Genomic DNA, 15,210 nt, shown 5'->3' with positions numbered 1-15,210 from the left:
CTAACAGCGCTTTTACTGATAGCTATGATAGTTATTGTTATGTGGGCATAAACGGGAATTACCACCCCTGTTTTATAAGGGTGCGGTGCACAGCGTAAACACGTACGGCATCGCTCGCCTGAACCTTATGCTTAGGCTAAAGTCTTAGTAGATAATACACAACGTATCGGCCCACCACGCCAGTACGTTTCCACGATTGGTTACAAGGGAGACCACCTGCACATGAGCACTAGTCTTATACCGGTGGGACAGCTTTCTCCAGGCCATGACCTGGGCGGCTATATTCAAGCGGTAAACGGTATTCCTGTTCTCAGTGTTGAGGAGGAGCGTGAGCTCGCATTCCGCCTCCACGATGAAGGGGATCTCGAAGCTGCACGCCGTCTGGTGCTTTCGCACTTGCGTTTTGTTGTGCACATTGCCCGCAGTTACTCAGGCTACGGCTTACCCCAGGCGGATCTGATCCAAGAGGGTAACGTCGGCTTGATGAAGGCCGTCAAGCGCTTTGATCCTAATCAGGGTGTGCGTTTGGTGTCTTTTGCCGTGCACTGGATCAAAGCAGAAATTCACGAGTTTGTACTGCGCAACTGGCGAATTGTAAAAATCGCCACCACCAAAGCGCAGCGTAAGCTGTTCTTCAACCTGCGCAGCGCTAAAAAGCGTTTATCCTGGTTGAATAACGACGAAGTCAGCGCAATTGCTAAAGACCTCGATGTTAAGCCGGAGATTGTTCGTGACATGGAGGGCCGCCTTTCGGCGTTTGATGCAGGCTATGATGCCTCTCCCGGTGAAGATGACGAGAGCACGTATCAAGCGCCTGCCTTCTTTCTAGACGATGCCTCGGCAGATCCAGCATCACAGATTGAAGATAGCGACTTTGAAGAGGACTCCACGCGTCGTCTTCAGTTGGCGCTGAAAGATCTGGATGAGCGCTCACGGGATATTTTGCAGCGTCGTTGGTTGACCGACGATAAAGCAACGCTTCACGATCTTGCCGACATATACGGCGTGAGCGCTGAGCGCATTCGACAGCTCGAAAAGAACGCAATGAAAAAGCTGCGTCAGAAAATGGGCGAGGCGTTAGCCGCGTAAAGTCGATGTGGTCGTAGTCGACGTAGTCATAAAAAACCCCGAAGGTACGACCTTCGGGGTTTTTTGATGCGTGAACGCTTATCTGCTAGGCAGGCTGCACCGTTTCCCGTAGCAGTTGGCTAGAAAGCAGCGCCCACTGGTCTTCCCAATATTCAGTGGGCAAGCGTTTAAAGTCACTGCGCACATATTGGGAGATACGCCCTTCTACGTGAGCAATCAGCAGGTTGGCGGCAGCTGAAGCGGGAATGGTCGTGCGCGTGCCTTCCCGAATCTCAGCCTCCCTTAGCACCTGCTTAAGCTGGGTTTCCAGGCGTTCAAACAGCTGGTGAACCCGCTGGCGCAAGCGTGCGGTTTCGCCGGTCAGTACGTCGCCACCAAGCACCCTGGCAAGCCCCGGGTTCTTCTCAGCAAACCCAAGCAGCAGTGCTAGCATAGTGCCGCTGCGGCCCACGGCCTCGGGTATGTCCTCCAGGATGCGGGTAATACGTGCAAAAATGCTCTCTTCGATGAAGTCGATCAACCCCTCAAACATGCGCGCCTTACTGGGAAAGTGGCGGTAAAGCGCCGCTTCCGAGACCCCTACTTGGCGGGCCAGGGCGGCGGTGGTAATTCGCTTGCCGCTGTCCTCCTCCAGCATAATGGCCAATGCGTGCAGAATTTGCTCGCGGCGGTGCGGTTTCTGGTCGTCGCTCATGACGTTAAGCCCTCCGTCGCGGTTATTCTGCGTCTGTGATGAGGGTGCCTACCCCAGCGTTGGTAAAGATTTCCAGCAAAACCGCGTGGGGAACGCGGCCATCAATGATATGGGCACTGTTTACTCCCCCTTTCACGGCGTCTAACGCGCAGCGTATCTTGGGTAGCATGCCGCCATAAATGGTGCCGTCAGCAATTAAGCCATCAACTTGGGCAGTGGTCAGGCCGGTAAGCACCTCGCCTTCACTATTCATCAGGCCTGCGACGTTTGTTAAGAGCATCAGCTTTTCAGCGCTTAGCGCTTCAGCTAGCTTGCCAGCCACCAGGTCGGCGTTAATGTTATAGCTATGCCCTTCGGCATCAACGCCAATGGGCGCAATAACCGGAATAAAGTCGCGAGCCGCGAGCATCTCGATCAGGTCGGTAGAGATTGCTTCTACCTCGCCCACATGACCGATATCGATAATTTCCGGTGCCGTCATCTCGGGGCTTTGATGTTCAACCTTGAGCTTGCGTGCGCGAATTTGCGCGCCGTCTTTCCCGGTTAATCCAATCGCTTTGCCGCCGCTTTGGTTAATCAGGTTAACGATGCTTTTGTTTACCAGGCCGCCCAGTACCATTTCCACAACGTCCATGGTTTGGGAGTCGGTGACACGCATTCCATTAACAAAGCGCGATTCGATATTGAGCTTTTCCAGCAGGCTGCCAATTTGTGGGCCGCCACCGTGGACAACGACAGGGTTAATGCCGACCTCTTTCATCAGGACGATGTTGCGGGCGAAAGAGTCCATCAGCGTATCTTCGGTCATGGCGTTGCCGCCGTATTTAACCACTACGGTTTTACCGGAAAACTGTTGGATATAGGGGAGGGCTTCTGACAGCACCTCCACAACGACCTGTGGGTCGCGGCTTGCTGAACTCATGACGTTATCCCTTTGCTTTTTTTAATCGCTGCTAGGTAATTTGCTGTTTTATTTTATTGCGTTCTAAAGGTGCGCTCATTGTGCTGGGGTTTCAGGAATGTTAAGCGCTGGTGAAACCGCTGCCAGCGCTTGGGCAAAGCGTTCGCGTATACGGGTAAGTGCCGTGGCATCTTTGCCTTCAAAGCGCAGCACTAGAGCTGGCGTTGTGTTGGACGCGCGGCATAACCCCCAGCCGTCGGGGTAGTCGACGCGAATGCCATCCAGCGTGGTTCTGACACCTTCGCCGAAGCTGCCTTCACGAGCAAGCTTCTCGACAATGGCAAATTTTTCTTCGTCCGGTACTGTGATGTTGATCTCGGGTGTGCCCACATCTTGTGGAAATTGATCAAACAGCGCGTCGGCACTGCCAGGATACCGCGCTAAAATTTCCAGCAGGCGGGCGGCGGCATAGAGGCCGTCGTCAAAGCCATACCAGCGCTCTTTGAAAAAGATATGCCCACTCATTTCACCACCCAGCTCAGCGCCTGTTTCCCGCATGCGCGCTTTAATGAGTGAGTGGCCGGTGCGCCACATTTCGGGTTCGCCGCCTGCTTTACTGATGACTTTGGCTAGGTTGCCGGTGCATTTGATATCGAAGATCACCTTGGCACCGGGGGTGCGCGATAGCATGTCAGTTGCAAATAACATTAGCAGATGATCGGGATAGATCATGCGGCCGCTGGGTGTGACAACCCCTAAACGGTCGCCGTCGCCGTCAAACGCGAGGCCAATATCGGCACCGGTTTGTTGCACATGGTGGATTAAATCCCGAAGGTTTTCAGGCTTGCCAGGGTCGGGGTGGTGATTGGGAAAGTGGCCGTCAATCTCAGCGAATAGCGGTGTAGTGGTAACACCCAGCCGCTCAATAAGCGCTGGGCCTAGCTCCCCCGCGACGCCGTTCCCGCAGTCCACCACGGCGCTCAGCGGCCTCTCTACGTGCACGTCACTGAGGATACGCGCCAAATAGGCGGCGCGTAGATCATGCGTTCGCACGCTGCCTTCGCCGTGGGTAAAGTCGCCGGCTTGTATCCGCTCGTAGAGCGCGGTGATGGCGTCGCCTGAGAGTGTTTCCCCCGCCAGGACAATTTTAAAACCGTTGTAATCAGGCGGATTATGGCTGCCAGTTAACATCACGCCAGAGCTGCTCTCAGGCAGCGTGTGGGTCGCAAAGTAGAGCACCGGCGTGGGTACCATGCCGATATCAATGACATCCCGCCCAGCGGCTTGCAGGCCACGCATCAGCGCCGCTTGCAGACGTGGCCCAGAAAGCCGCCCATCCCGGGCAACAATCACCCTATGTTCGCCGCGGGCAGCGGCCTCCGAGCCGATGGCGCGACCAACCAGCTCAGTGGTGGCTTCATTGAGCGTGCTATCGACAATGCCGCGGATGTCATAAGCGCGAAAGATGGAGGCAGGTACGGTCATGGTCAGTCCTTGAGAAGCGGGCCTTAATAAGTGCTGAGTGGACGGGCTGTCTATTGACGGCCTGTACTTCCAAAGCCGCCAGTGCCGCGAGTGGAGTCTTCAAAGGTTTCCACAATGGCAAGTTCTGCCTGGATCACGGGCACCAGCACGTACTGCGCGAGACGCTCGAAAGGCGCCAGCGTAAAGCTTGTTTGACCACGGTTCCACACCGAGATCATCAGCTCTCCTTGGTAGTCGGAGTCAATCAGCCCCACTAGGTTGCCCAGCACAATGCCGTGCTTATGGCCCAAGCCCGAGCGGGGCAGAATCATGCCTGCAAGGCTTGGGTCTTCAATATAGATGGCAAGGCCAGTGCGCACGAGTTCGCAGTCGCCGGGGGCAAGGGTTAGCGGTTCATCTAACAGTGCCCGTAGATCCATCCCCGCAGAGCCTGCCGTGGCGTAGGAGGGCAGGTAGTCGAGCAGGCGATCATCTAATACGTTGCACTGCAGGCGTGGGCGGGGGCTGCTCATGATAATGCTCCGGAGGGTTGAGGGGGGAGTAGCGTCAGCGCTTGGCGAATGATGAGGGTCGCCAGCGCTTTTTTAGTTTGCGGCGGCGCTGCCAACTGCTCAGTGCCAGAGGTTGCCCGCCAAAGGAGCAGGGCCGCGTTGTCGTCGCTGCCAAAGCCGAGGCCCTGCTGGGAAACATCATTGGCAACGATCATATCTAGCCCCTTGCGCTGCAACTTGTCGTTTGCGTAGCGCGCTACATCCTGAGTTTCAGCGGCAAAGCCCACCACAAAGGGGCGTTGGCTGTTGGGCAGTGCAGCGACCTCGGCAATAATGTCAGGGTTTTTAATCAGCGTAAGGGTAAGCGTGTCGTTATCGTCGGTTTTTTTGATTTTATGCACGGCAGCGCTTTCGGCGCGGTAGTCGGCAACCGCTGCACAGCCAATAAACAGCGCTGCCTGTGGCGCTAAGCGCAGCGCTTCTTGGTGCATCTGAAGCGCTGTTTCCACGTCAATGCGTGCGACGCCTTGGGGGGTGGGTAGATTCACCGGGCCGCTGATTAACGTGACCCGTGCGCCTTGCGCTGCTGCTTCAGCGGCTAGTGCATAGCCCATCTTGCCTGAACTGTGGTTCGACAAGTAGCGCACTGGGTCCAGCGCCTCTCGAGTAGGGCCTGCGGTAATCACAATATGTGGTGCACGGCTGGATATTTCGCCAGACGCTTTGACGGGAGGCGAAAAGTGCTGAGCTAGCGCGTTAAAAATCTCTTCTGGCTCGCTCATTCGGCCTGGGCCTACATCTCCGCAGGCTTGATCCCCAGCCGCTGGGCCAATCAGTTGCCAGCTATCGCTGGCTAACTGCGCCATATTGCGCTGGGTGGCAGGGTGGCGCCACATGGCCTGGTTCATCGCAGGGGCGATCAGCTTGGGTGCTTCAGAGGCCAGGCACAGCGTGGTTAGCAGGTCATCCGCCATGCCATGCACTAAACGGGCGATTAAGTCGGCGGTAGCTGGGGCAATAACCACGGCGTCTGCCCAGCGGGCCAATTCAATATGGCCCATGCCGGCTTCGGCTTCGGGGTCTAGCAGTGAAGTGCGCACAGGCTCCCCGGAGAGCGCCTGCAGGGTTAGCGGCGTGATAAAGGCTTGGGCGCCCTCGGTCATTACCACGCGTACCTCGCAGCCCGCTTGCTTGAGTAAGCGAACAAGTAGCGCGCTTTTATAGGCCGCGATACCCGCGCTAACGCCTAGCAGCAGGCGTTTGCCGGTAAGCGACGATAAAGAAGATAGCGGAAGTGAAGCCATGGCGGGCAGTCCAGTGTGACGTTCGTAAAGAGGCTTACCATACCATTTGACTGATTATTTTGGCATGCTCCGGCAGAGAGTATAAAAGCTAGTTATAGTGAGATGTTGGTGGTCGAGGGGTTTTAAACTAACAAGCAGGGAGGCGTGGATGGGGATTAATCATTGGCCAGAAGGTGAGCGACCAAGAGAGAAACTGTTAAACATGGGCGCCCAGGCACTTTCAGATGCCGAACTGTTGGCGATTTTTCTGCGTGTAGGCGTTAAAGGACGCTCGGCAGTGGATTTGGCGCGGGATCTGCTGAGCAGTTTTGGTGGGTTAAGGCAGCTGCTTGAGGCCGATCAAACGCAGTTCTGTGCGGCTAGGGGGCTGGGTAGCGCGAAGTTTGCTCAATTGCAGGCAACGCTTGAGCTTTCCAGGCGCCATTTGGCGAGTCAGCTGGCGCGTGGTAACGCGCTAACTTCACCTGCGCTGGTACGCCACTATCTCAGTTCCCAGCTGCGCCATTTAGGACATGAAGAGTTTGCGGTCCTTTTTTTGGATACCCAGCACCGAATTATTCGCTATGAATCCCTGTTTCGCGGTACCCTAGACAGCGCGTCCGTTTACCCCCGCGAAGTTGCCAAGCGTGCGTTAGAATTGCACGCAGGTGCTGTCATCCTGGCACACAACCACCCATCGGGTGTTGCTGAGCCAAGCGATGCTGATCGACGTATCACCGAACGCTTAAAAGATGCTCTTGCACTCTTCGATGTGCGGGTGCTTGATCATTTTGTGGTGGGTGACGGTGATGTGGTTTCATTTGCCGAGCGCGGCTGGCTATAAAAAAGATAAACGACACAATGGCCTTAAGGTTTTGGTTGTTTGTCTAAGTAAACTGACCAAAAAACGCCTTTTTTGGCCTTTTTGGGCGGTTTTCCTTGCCGGTGGCTAGGCGCTCTGGTATAAAGTGCCACCTTTAAACTTGGGTTGAATAACGGATTTGGGTAAAGCTTGGCGGTTAACGGCGTCGACTCCTTCCCTGCTCCGGTTTGCCCGACAGTTTTGAACAACTCGCCAAGTGGTTGGAGGCTCTCATGTCCAAAGTATGTCAGGTTACCGGCAAGCGTCCGGTAACTGGAAATAACGTTTCTCACTCCCAGCGTAAGACACGTCGTCGTTTCTTGCCGAACCTGCACACCCATCGTTTTTGGGTTGAAGCTGAAAACCGCTTCGTCAAACTGCGCGTTTCCTCTAAAGGTATGCGTATTATTGACAAGAAAGGTATCGAGTCGGTTCTGGTTGATATCCGCAAGCGCGGCGACGCGATCTAAGCCAGCTTTTGGCTAAGCACTTTTGGGAGAGTTAAACCATGCGCGATAAGATCAAGTTGGTGTCTAGTGCCGGTACAGGCCACTTCTACACCACTGATAAGAACAAGCGGAACACACCGGATAAGTTCGAATTCAAGAAATACGACCCGGTCGTCCGTAAGCACGTTATCTACAAGGAAGCCAAGATCAAGTAATCACGGTTACGATGATCGGCTTTCACTGCAGGCGAGCGCCTGTTGAAAAACCCGGCCCCAAGCCGGGTTTTTGCATGTCTGCTTGTTAGTGTCTCTGTTAGGGCGTGCCACTTTTGCGTCAGTAAGGAGTGGCAATGTCACTGCCAGGGCCGTTGTCATTGTGCTGTCATCATAGGCTTTCATCATGCCCGAATTGCCTGAAGTTGAAACGACACGACGCGGCATTGCCCCCTATTTGGAAGGGCAGGAGATCAGTGAAGTGCTGGTTCGCCAGCCGCGTCTTCGTGTACCCGTGCCTGATGATCTTGTTGAGCGACTGGTAGGGGCGCGGGTTGGTGTGTTAAAACGCCGGGCCAAGTACTTACAAATCCCCTTGGTAGTGCCTGAAGGGGGTGCCACGCTATTGTGGCACCTAGGCATGTCGGGCAGCTTGCGCATCGCTCGCGTGGGGGATTTGCCGAAAAAACATGATCATGTGGACGTGGTGACTACCTCGGGTTACGTGCTGCGTTATCACGACCCACGCCGCTTTGGTTTTGTTGATTGGCAGCAGGGTGATGGCAGCCTAGATAAACGCTTGGCGCACCTTGGGCCAGAGCCGTTAGGCGACGCGTTTAACGGCCGCTGGTTGTATAACGCGTCACGTAATAAGCGCGTTGCGGTGAAGCCCTTTTTGATGGATAACCGCGTGGTGGTTGGCGCGGGTAATATCTATGCAGCCGAGGCACTGTTTATGGCGGGCATTGACCCGCGTCGCGCGGCAGGGCGTATCTCCCTAGCGCGTTATCAGGCGCTTGCTACTGCGGTTAAAGACGTATTAGCGGCGGCGATTACCCAGGGCGGCACCACACTGCGTGATTTTGTTAGCGGCCAGGGTGAGCCGGGCTACTTTGCCCAGCAACTCAATGTGTACGGGCGTCATGGGCAGCCCTGCCTACGCTGTGGCACGGAGCTTAGACGCATTACCCTTGGTCAGCGCGCTAGTGTGTTTTGTCCCGGCTGTCAGCGTTAACGACCGCTTTTTTTACTGTTTGTCTGTGCTTTCAGAGTCTATGTGCTTTGTGAGATTGCTCTTTTGGAGATTGTTGTGACTCAACGCCTGCGCCTGAACAAAGATGCCGACCGCCGCCTAAAAGCGGGCCATCTATGGATCTACTCTAACGAAGTAGATATTAAAGAGACGCCGCTGAAAAATTTTGCCGCAGGTGAGCCTGCACTCATTGAAGCATCGAACGGTAAAACCCTTGGGGTGGCCTACGTTAATCCGCACTCGCTCATCTGTGCGCGGGTGATGTCTCGCGACCCGGAAATGCGTTTAGACCGTTCGTTGTTTATACACCGCTTTAACCAAGCGTTGGCCCTACGCCAACGCCTGTTTGATAAGCCGTTTTACCGTTTGATTCACGGTGAAGGTGATCTGCTACCGGGCTTGGTGATTGACCGTTTTGGCGATGTGGTCGTGGTGCAACTTAATACAGCGGGTATGCAGGCACTGGCGGAAGATATTGTCGACGCCCTGGAAAAAGTTATTAAGCCCAGTGCCATTGTCTTCCGTAATGATACGGGCGGCCGTCGTCAGGAAGGCCTGGAAGCTCACGTTGACGTTGTGAAAGGCACACTGCCCGATGAAGTGCTGCTAGAAGAGAACGGTGTGCAGTTTGCCGTGCCGGTGCTTAACGGCCAAAAAACCGGCTGGTTCTTCGACCACCGGGTTAATCGTGCGTGGCTGAATGGCCATGTGGCAGGCAAGCGCGTGCTGGATGTATTTAGTTACGTGGGCGGTTGGGGAGTACAGGCGGCAGTTAGCGGTGCATCGGAGGTGCTGTGCGTCGACTCCTCTGCCTCAGCGCTTGATCAAGTGGCGCGTAACGCCGAGCTAAACGGTGTTCAGGAGCAGGTCGCGGTGGGTGCGGGCGATGCGTTTGAGGCCCTAGCGGCGCTGAAAGCCGACGGCGAACAGTTCGACGTGGTGATTCTTGATCCGCCTGCGTTTATCAAAAAACGCAAAGACATTCCCAATGGTGAGCGCGCGTATGCCCGCTTAAACCGTGAAGCGATGCGCTTATTGGGTCGCGATGGCTTGTTACTTTCAGCCTCGTGCTCCATGCACCTCGCGCCTGAGCGCTTGGTTGACGTAGTGCGCGGTGCGGTGCGTCACCAAGATCGTCACGGCCAGGTGATTTTCCAGGGCCACCAGGGGCCTGACCATCCGGTGCACCCGGCTATTCCTGAAACCTCGTATCTAAAAGCGTTAGGCGTGCGAGTGTTTCGTGATTAAACCTGTCAGCAGGCGGCCAATGTAGGGCGATAAGGCAAGGAGGAGACAATGGAGTGGGCGCTGCCGGATCCTTTTGTGATCGATATCCACGTGACCCAAGAGGCGATCGACGCCTACCAGCATGTCAATAACGGCGAGTATTTACGCTGGGTTGAACAAGTCAGCTGGGCCCACTCCGAGGCGTTGGGGCTTTCTCTTGAGCGTTATCGTGCGCTTGACCGAGCGATGGTCGTGCATCGCCATGAGCTGGACTACCTGGCGCCTGCCTTCATGGGCGATGCGCTCAAGCTTGCGACATGGATTGTGGCGTGCGATGGGCGATTTAGCCTAACGCGCCGCTTTCAGTTAAAGCGTGTGGATGATGAAAAAACGCTACTAAACGCGCGCACCCGGTTTGCCTGTGTTGCACTTTCGAGCGGCCGCCCTAAGCGGCTGCCAGAAGAGTACCTGCACTGCTATGGCGGCGCAGTGGTAGCAGAGTCGTGTCGCGATTAGGCGATGATTTTTTTGCTTAGAGCCGTTAGTCACTATATTTTCCTTCTATAAAGCGCCTTAACCGGCGTTTTTTTTGTTTTTCTGTGCTGGGGTGGTGGTTAACGCAATCAGTGCGGTAACTTTCCTATCAGCGTCTATTTATCGTTTATTGCGGACGCTCCTTATTTTGATCTTCTGCTGAAAAGGAAAACGCCCATGAAAATCGCCGTACCAAAAGAGATTAAAAACCATGAATATCGCGTAGCACTAACGCCTACTGGGGCGCGCGAGCTAGCCGAGCATGGGCATACGGTGTTGGTTCAAGCCGCTGCAGGAGAGGGCGCAGGATTTAGCGACAGCGACTATGAAGCCGCTGGTGCCCAGATAGAAGCGGATGTAGAAGTGCTATGGCAAAGTGCCGAGCTGATTTTAAAGGTTAAAGAACCGCAGGCCGAAGAGGTGGCGCGGCTAACACCTAATCACACCCTGTTTACCTACCTGCACTTAGCCGCTGAAAAGTCGCTGACCCATGGCCTGGTGGAGAGCGGCGCTACCTGTATTGCCTATGAAACAATTACCGATGCTAAAGGTGGCCTGCCGCTGCTGGCGCCGATGAGCACCGTAGCGGGCCGTATGGCGGTGCAGGCGGGGGCGCATAGCCTGGAGAAGGCGCAGGGCGGCTCTGGTGTGCTGCTGCCAGGAGTGCCAGGTGTGGCGCCAGGCAGCGTCACAGTAATTGGCGGCGGCGTGGTGGGCGAGAACACAGCGCGCATGGCGCTTGGCTTAGGAGCCGATGTCACGATTCTCGATAAATCGATTGCTCGGCTGGAAGTGTTAGACGACCGCTACCAGGGGAGAATTAAGACCGTCTACTCTACGGCGGATGCGCTGGATCATGCGGTAAAAACAGCCGATATGATTGTAGGGGCCGTTCTAATACCGGGTGCGGCGGCTCCCAAGCTGATTACCCGCGCAATGCTGGCGGATATGAAGCCGGGCAGCGTGCTAGTCGATGTTGCGATCGATCAGGGAGGCTGTTTTGAAACCAGCAGGCCCACCACTCACGCTGAGCCAACCTACATGGTGGATGGCATTGTTCACTACTGTGTGGCCAATATGCCGGGCGCAGTGGCGCGTACATCCACCTTGGGGCTAACGAATGCCACACTTCCCTTTGTGCTGGCGCTAGCAAATAAAGGGTGGCAGCAAGCGCTTAAGGATGACGCCCATTTCTTGCCGGGGCTTAACGTGCACAATGGCAATATCACCTATGAAGCGGTGGCAGAGGCCTTCGGTCTGGAAAGCGTCAGCCCTGCCGATGTGTTAAACAACGTTTAAAACTAAACCAACGGCAACGACCTGCGAGCTTGGATGCTCGTCAGTGAGTATTAGCCAGTGAGTATTAGTAGTGGGGCGGTATTTCGTCTTCTGGGCGAGAGGAGCCTTGGGAGTCGCTTGCTTGTAGCGCCTGATGCTGCTCGCGAAGGCGTTCGCGCATTAGGGCGCTTAGCTGTTCCAGTTTTTCTAAACGGCGCTCTTGCTGGGCAACCGCTTGGTCAAGAGTGTCCAGCCAATGCTCTTGATACGCTAAGCGACTCTCTAAAGATTCAAAACGTTGAGTTAGCTCAGCGGGCGATAAGTCGTTTGTCATGATAACATCGTTACCTTGTGTAGTATGCTCGGTACTGTTAGGAATGGGCCTTGTAGTCCGAGTATTGTCCTTCGTCTGTTACCCATACAACAAGAGAGCTTTTATTATCTATGAATCCAAAAGTTGTTTTTCGCTGTTTCTTCATCAGTGTCTTACTTGCCGCCCCCACGCCGCTGCTGCTGGCGGGGATTGTTCATTTAACGGATGCGTTGCTGGCTGAGCAGTTGTTAGCGGCGGGTATTAATGGTGCTTATATTGCCGTCGCGTTGGGTTGTTTTGCCGTGCTGTTTATCGGTACTTTAGCCGCTGCTGCCCTGGCGCCGCCTATGGTGGTAAAAGCAGATATAGCCCGTGCACAGCCCGCACCCCGCCAGCCCCAGGCGGCGCCTATGGTGGAAGATGATGAGGAAGAGGAAGATATCATCGACCCCAATGATGGCCGCGAAGAGGGAGAGGTGAAGTGGTTTAATACCAATAAAGGATACGGCTTTATTACTCGCGATAACGGTGAAGATGTGTTTGTTCACTTTCGCGCGATTCGTGGCCGTGGCCCACGCATGCTGGCCGAGGGTCAGATTGTTCGCTATCACGTGATTAAGAATGAACGCGGCTTACAAGCCGACGATGTAAGTATTATTGAGTAATTTTTCAGGCAGTTGCTGAAATAGCAAACCCCCGCGCATGCGGGGGTTTTGCGTTTAACGACCCGAATCTGGCCACTCAATGGCTTTTTCTTGCCCCCCTGGCAACACTTGCCAGAAGCGGTCAGGGTCATCGCCTGGGTGCCAACCACCTAGCGAGCAGCGTACCTCAATTTGTAGCGCTTCGGCGGCGTGCTGGGCGCACTCTTGATCGGTATGCCACGGCGTGTGGTGGCTATCAAACCACAGGCTGGCAAAACCGTCGGCGGCGCGGTCTACTAACAGCACCGGCACTGCCTCCCCTTCATGCTGACCACGGGTGTTCCACTTGCCTTTACCTGCGGGGCTAAGTGGCGGGGCGTTCAGCGCATCCTGCAGCCATGCATTAATATCATCCAGGGCGACCTGTGCAAGGTACACCTCAATATCTGGAAACCGCTCCATCATACGCTTACCTCGTTGGTCGTTAGCAGCGCTTGAAGAGTGGCCTCGTAGATGCGGCTTAGCGTATCTAGGTCGCTGGCGAGCACGCGCTCATTGGCTTTATGAATCGTGTCGTTGAGCGGGCCGAGCTCGACGACCTGGGCGCCAAGGGTGGCGATAAAGCGGCCATCGGAGGTGCCACCGCTGGTAGAGAGCTTAGGGCGTTCGCCGGTGACAGCTTCTACTCCGCGAATCGCGGCATCCACCAGCTTGCCTTCGGCGGTTAAAAACGGCTCGCCGTTGAGTGTCCAGTCGATGTGATACTCAAGGCCATGCTGATCCAAAATCGCTTCAGTGCGAGCGCGTAGCATTTCGTGGGTGACTTCGGTGGAGTAGCGGAAGTTGAAGACTACTTCGACGTCGCCCGGGATCACATTAGTCGCCCCGGTACCTGCCCGGAAGTTAGAAATTTGAAAGCTGGTAGCGGGGAAGAAGTCGTTGCCCGCATCCCAGTGCTCATTTGTTAGAGCATCCAGAGCTGGCATCGCTTGATGAATCGGGTTGCGCGCCAAGTGTGGATAAGCCACGTGGCCCTGCACACCTTTAACATGTAGGACGCCACCCAGCGACCCACGGCGACCGTTCTTAATGACATCCCCTAAGCGGGCCGTGGAAGAGGGCTCGCCGACGATGCAGTAATCCAGGCGCTCATTGCGTTCGCGCAGATGTTCCACCACCGCACGGGTGCCATCGACAGCGGGGCCTTCTTCGTCGGAGGTAATTAAAAACGCAATGCGGCCATCGTGGTCGGGGTGGGCGGTGACGAAACGCTCAACGGCGGTCAGCATAGCCGCTAAACTGCCTTTCATATCGGCCGCTCCGCGCCCACACAGCATGCCGTGGTCATCAATGCAGGGTGAGAAGGGCGGAAACTCCCAGCTGGTATGCGGCCCGCTAGGCACTACATCGGTGTGGCCAGCAAACGCAAGCACTGGGCCGTGGTGGCCGCGTACCGCCCAGAAATTCTTCACATCGCCAAAGGGAAGCTGCTCAACATGAAAGCCGAGCGCCGTTAAGCGCTCGATCATTATGTCCTGGCAGCCTTCGTCGTCTGGCGTGACTGATGCACGGCCGAGTAAATCAAACGCCAGCTTCAGCGTAGGCGACAGCGCGTCAGGCTCAGTTATGGGCATGCAGTGCCTCGTTCAGCGCGATGGCGCTTTTATTGGTCAGGCACTCGATGCGACCGTTTTGCGAGTTACGACGTAGCAGCAGATCATCCTGGTTCGCCAGCTCGCGGGCGGCCACGGTCTTTACTTCCTGGCCCTGGTCGTCCAACAGGGTGACTTTTGACCCAGCCGTGATGTAAAGGCCTGCTTCGATGGTGCAGCGGTCGCCCAGCGGAATGCCAATACCGGCATTGGCGCCAATGAGGCAGCCTTCGCCGACTTTAATGATGATATTGCCACCGCCAGAAAGCGTGCCCATGGTCGAGCAGCCCCCGCCGAGATCAGAGCCTTTGCCGACCATGACACCCGCCGAGATGCGCCCTTCAATCATGCCGGGGCCTTCGGTGCCTGCGTTGAAGTTGACGAAGCCTTCGTGCATGACGGTGGTGCCTTCACCCAGGTAGGCGCCCAAACGTACGCGTGAGGTGTCGCCAATGCGAATGCCGGTGGGCACGACGTAGTCGGTCATTTTGGGGAATTTATCAACGCAGTCTACTGACAGCACACGGCCAGCCAAACGTGCTTTTAGGCGGCGGGCGGGCAGCTCTTCGATGTCGATTGCGCCTTCGTTTGTCCAGGCAATGTTACGTAACAGGCCGAACATGCCGGTCAGATCCAGCCCGTGAGGCTTCACTAAACGGTGGGAAAGCAGGTGGAGTTTGAGGTATACCTCAGGGGCGGTTTGCGGCGCTTGGTCGGTCTCCAGGAACATGGCCACCAGCGGGCGGTGGCTCGCTGCCAGTGATTCGGCAAGCTCTGCTTGCTCCGGGTGGCCAGCGGCTTCCAGCGCCTTGGCCAAGCGCGTGCAATCTTCCGGTAAGAAGCTGACCGGTGCATTTCCCGTAGGCGCATCCAGCGTTTCTTTAGCGGCGGCTACTAAGCTTTCTGCGGGGTTAAGCAGCGGAGCCGGGTAGTAAATTTCCAGCCAGTCGCCCTGGGTATTTTGAGTGCCAATTCCAAGCGCAAAGCTCAGCATAACGCGTCATCCTTTAAGTGTTTAAGAGCGTGAAAAGTGTGAAGAGAGTGGGAGGGTGTGCGTCAGGGC

The 15,210-nt window shown here is 55.7% G+C and carries 18 protein-coding genes; 9 read left to right on the top strand and 9 right to left on the bottom strand.

From position 1 onward, the window contains the following. Positions 1-222: 222 nt before the first annotated feature. Positions 223-1,089, top strand: a complete 867-nt coding sequence (locus tag BB497_01240) for an RNA polymerase factor sigma-32 (protein ID AVI61427.1) — start codon at positions 223-225, stop codon at positions 1,087-1,089. A gap of 85 nt (positions 1,090-1,174) precedes the next feature. Here BB497_01240 and BB497_01235 read toward each other — a convergent pair whose 3' ends face one another. The 5 genes from BB497_01235 to BB497_01215 form a co-directional block, all read right to left on the bottom strand. Next, on the bottom strand, positions 1,175-1,783 hold the full coding sequence (locus BB497_01235) for a nucleoid occlusion factor SlmA (GenBank protein AVI61426.1): 609 nt from the start codon (positions 1,781-1,783) through the stop codon (positions 1,175-1,177). Between the two features lie 22 nt (positions 1,784-1,805). Next, positions 1,806-2,705 (bottom strand): acetylglutamate kinase, encoded by a 900-nt coding sequence (locus BB497_01230; protein ID AVI61425.1) that lies wholly within the window; start codon positions 2,703-2,705, stop codon positions 1,806-1,808. A gap of 75 nt (positions 2,706-2,780) precedes the next feature. Beyond that, positions 2,781-4,169 carry a phosphoglucomutase gene (locus tag BB497_01225; GenBank protein ID AVI61424.1) on the bottom strand — a complete coding sequence of 463 codons (1,389 nt, stop codon included), beginning with the start codon at positions 4,167-4,169 and terminating at the stop codon, positions 2,781-2,783. Positions 4,170-4,219: 50 nt separating this feature from the next. Continuing rightward, positions 4,220-4,684: a deoxyuridine 5'-triphosphate nucleotidohydrolase gene (locus BB497_01220; GenBank protein ID AVI61423.1), complete on the bottom strand. Its 465-nt coding sequence runs from the start codon at positions 4,682-4,684 to the stop codon at positions 4,220-4,222. After that, a complete protein-coding gene (locus BB497_01215; protein ID AVI61422.1) occupies positions 4,678-5,964 on the bottom strand; it encodes a phosphopantothenoylcysteine decarboxylase in 1,287 nt (428 codons plus the stop codon). Before BB497_01215 ends, BB497_01220 begins: the two co-directional genes overlap by 7 nt. A 148-nt stretch (positions 5,965-6,112) precedes the next feature. Here BB497_01215 and BB497_01210 point away from each other — a divergent pair, with 148 nt between their 5' ends. The 7 genes from BB497_01210 (at position 6,113) to BB497_01180 (ending at position 11,559) form a co-directional block, all read left to right on the top strand. After that, positions 6,113-6,787 carry a hypothetical protein gene (locus BB497_01210; protein AVI61421.1) on the top strand — a complete coding sequence of 225 codons (675 nt, stop codon included), beginning with the start codon at positions 6,113-6,115 and terminating at the stop codon, positions 6,785-6,787. Positions 6,788-7,038: 251 nt separating this feature from the next. Next, on the top strand, positions 7,039-7,275 hold the full coding sequence (locus BB497_01205) for a 50S ribosomal protein L28 (protein AVI61420.1): 237 nt from the start codon (positions 7,039-7,041) through the stop codon (positions 7,273-7,275). 38 nt (positions 7,276-7,313) lie between these two features. Beyond that, positions 7,314-7,469 (top strand): 50S ribosomal protein L33, encoded by a 156-nt coding sequence (locus BB497_01200; protein ID AVI61419.1) that lies wholly within the window; start codon positions 7,314-7,316, stop codon positions 7,467-7,469. Positions 7,470-7,653: 184 nt separating this feature from the next. Further along, entirely contained in the window at positions 7,654-8,481 is an 828-nt protein-coding gene (locus BB497_01195) for a DNA-formamidopyrimidine glycosylase (protein ID AVI61418.1), read from the top strand. A gap of 75 nt (positions 8,482-8,556) precedes the next feature. Continuing rightward, positions 8,557-9,747, top strand: a complete 1,191-nt coding sequence (locus BB497_01190; protein ID AVI61417.1) for an SAM-dependent methyltransferase — start codon at positions 8,557-8,559, stop codon at positions 9,745-9,747. Between the two features lie 48 nt (positions 9,748-9,795). Further along, positions 9,796-10,242, top strand: a complete 447-nt coding sequence (locus BB497_01185; protein AVI61416.1) for a thioesterase — start codon at positions 9,796-9,798, stop codon at positions 10,240-10,242. 195 nt (positions 10,243-10,437) lie between these two features. Continuing rightward, the gene (locus tag BB497_01180; protein ID AVI61415.1) at positions 10,438-11,559 is read left to right on the top strand and encodes an alanine dehydrogenase; all 1,122 of its coding nucleotides are present in this window, start codon (positions 10,438-10,440) and stop codon (positions 11,557-11,559) included. A 64-nt stretch (positions 11,560-11,623) separates the two neighbouring features. Here the strand turns inward: BB497_01180 and BB497_01175 are convergent, their stop codons facing one another. Further along, a complete protein-coding gene (locus BB497_01175) occupies positions 11,624-11,872 on the bottom strand; it encodes a slyX (GenBank protein AVI61414.1) in 249 nt (82 codons plus the stop codon). Between the two features lie 110 nt (positions 11,873-11,982). Between BB497_01175 and BB497_01170 the strand changes: the two genes are divergently transcribed. Next, positions 11,983-12,516, top strand: coding sequence for a DNA-binding protein (locus tag BB497_01170; GenBank protein AVI61413.1), 534 nt, complete (start codon positions 11,983-11,985; stop codon positions 12,514-12,516). Positions 12,517-12,570: 54 nt separating this feature from the next. On the opposite strand, the gene BB497_01165 is transcribed toward BB497_01170, so the two are convergent. From BB497_01165 to BB497_01155, 3 genes are read right to left on the bottom strand one after another with little or no spacing between them, the layout of a single operon-like run. After that, positions 12,571-12,960: a hypothetical protein gene (locus BB497_01165; protein AVI61412.1), complete on the bottom strand. Its 390-nt coding sequence runs from the start codon at positions 12,958-12,960 to the stop codon at positions 12,571-12,573. Next, a complete protein-coding gene (locus BB497_01160) occupies positions 12,957-14,129 on the bottom strand; it encodes a succinyl-diaminopimelate desuccinylase (protein ID AVI61411.1) in 1,173 nt (390 codons plus the stop codon). Before BB497_01160 ends, BB497_01165 begins: the two co-directional genes overlap by 4 nt. Beyond that, positions 14,116-15,141, bottom strand: a complete 1,026-nt coding sequence (locus BB497_01155) for a 2,3,4,5-tetrahydropyridine-2,6-dicarboxylate N-succinyltransferase (GenBank protein ID AVI61410.1) — start codon at positions 15,139-15,141, stop codon at positions 14,116-14,118. Before BB497_01155 ends, BB497_01160 begins: the two co-directional genes overlap by 14 nt. Positions 15,142-15,210 lie beyond the last annotated feature (69 nt).

The sequence above is a fragment of the Halomonas sp. GFAJ-1 genome (assembly GCA_002966495.1).
Classification (GTDB): domain Bacteria; phylum Pseudomonadota; class Gammaproteobacteria; order Pseudomonadales; family Halomonadaceae; genus Vreelandella.
This window is presented reverse-complemented; position numbering and strand designations above follow the sequence as displayed.

What these genes read in the sequence shown, in the direction of transcription:
- BB497_01210 (AVI61421.1), top strand. Translation starts at nt 6,113, where the DNA reads ATGGGGATTAATCATTGGCCAGAAGGTGAGCGACCAAGAGAGAAACTG.
- BB497_01160 (AVI61411.1), bottom strand. Translation starts at nt 14,129, where the DNA reads ATGCCCATAACTGAGCCTGACGCGCTGTCGCCTACGCTGAAGCTGGCG.
- BB497_01165 (AVI61412.1), bottom strand. Translation starts at nt 12,960, where the DNA reads ATGATGGAGCGGTTTCCAGATATTGAGGTGTACCTTGCACAGGTCGCC.
- BB497_01230 (AVI61425.1), bottom strand. Translation starts at nt 2,705, where the DNA reads ATGAGTTCAGCAAGCCGCGACCCACAGGTCGTTGTGGAGGTGCTGTCA.
- BB497_01215 (AVI61422.1), bottom strand. Translation starts at nt 5,964, where the DNA reads ATGGCTTCACTTCCGCTATCTTCTTTATCGTCGCTTACCGGCAAACGC.
- BB497_01170 (AVI61413.1), top strand. Translation starts at nt 11,983, where the DNA reads ATGAATCCAAAAGTTGTTTTTCGCTGTTTCTTCATCAGTGTCTTACTT.
- BB497_01185 (AVI61416.1), top strand. Translation starts at nt 9,796, where the DNA reads ATGGAGTGGGCGCTGCCGGATCCTTTTGTGATCGATATCCACGTGACC.
- BB497_01175 (AVI61414.1), bottom strand. Translation starts at nt 11,872, where the DNA reads ATGACAAACGACTTATCGCCCGCTGAGCTAACTCAACGTTTTGAATCT.
- BB497_01195 (AVI61418.1), top strand. Translation starts at nt 7,654, where the DNA reads ATGCCCGAATTGCCTGAAGTTGAAACGACACGACGCGGCATTGCCCCC.
- BB497_01205 (AVI61420.1), top strand. Translation starts at nt 7,039, where the DNA reads ATGTCCAAAGTATGTCAGGTTACCGGCAAGCGTCCGGTAACTGGAAAT.
- BB497_01240 (AVI61427.1), top strand. Translation starts at nt 223, where the DNA reads ATGAGCACTAGTCTTATACCGGTGGGACAGCTTTCTCCAGGCCATGAC.
- BB497_01180 (AVI61415.1), top strand. Translation starts at nt 10,438, where the DNA reads ATGAAAATCGCCGTACCAAAAGAGATTAAAAACCATGAATATCGCGTA.
- BB497_01235 (AVI61426.1), bottom strand. Translation starts at nt 1,783, where the DNA reads ATGAGCGACGACCAGAAACCGCACCGCCGCGAGCAAATTCTGCACGCA.
- BB497_01155 (AVI61410.1), bottom strand. Translation starts at nt 15,141, where the DNA reads ATGCTGAGCTTTGCGCTTGGAATTGGCACTCAAAATACCCAGGGCGAC.
- BB497_01225 (AVI61424.1), bottom strand. Translation starts at nt 4,169, where the DNA reads ATGACCGTACCTGCCTCCATCTTTCGCGCTTATGACATCCGCGGCATT.
- BB497_01200 (AVI61419.1), top strand. Translation starts at nt 7,314, where the DNA reads ATGCGCGATAAGATCAAGTTGGTGTCTAGTGCCGGTACAGGCCACTTC.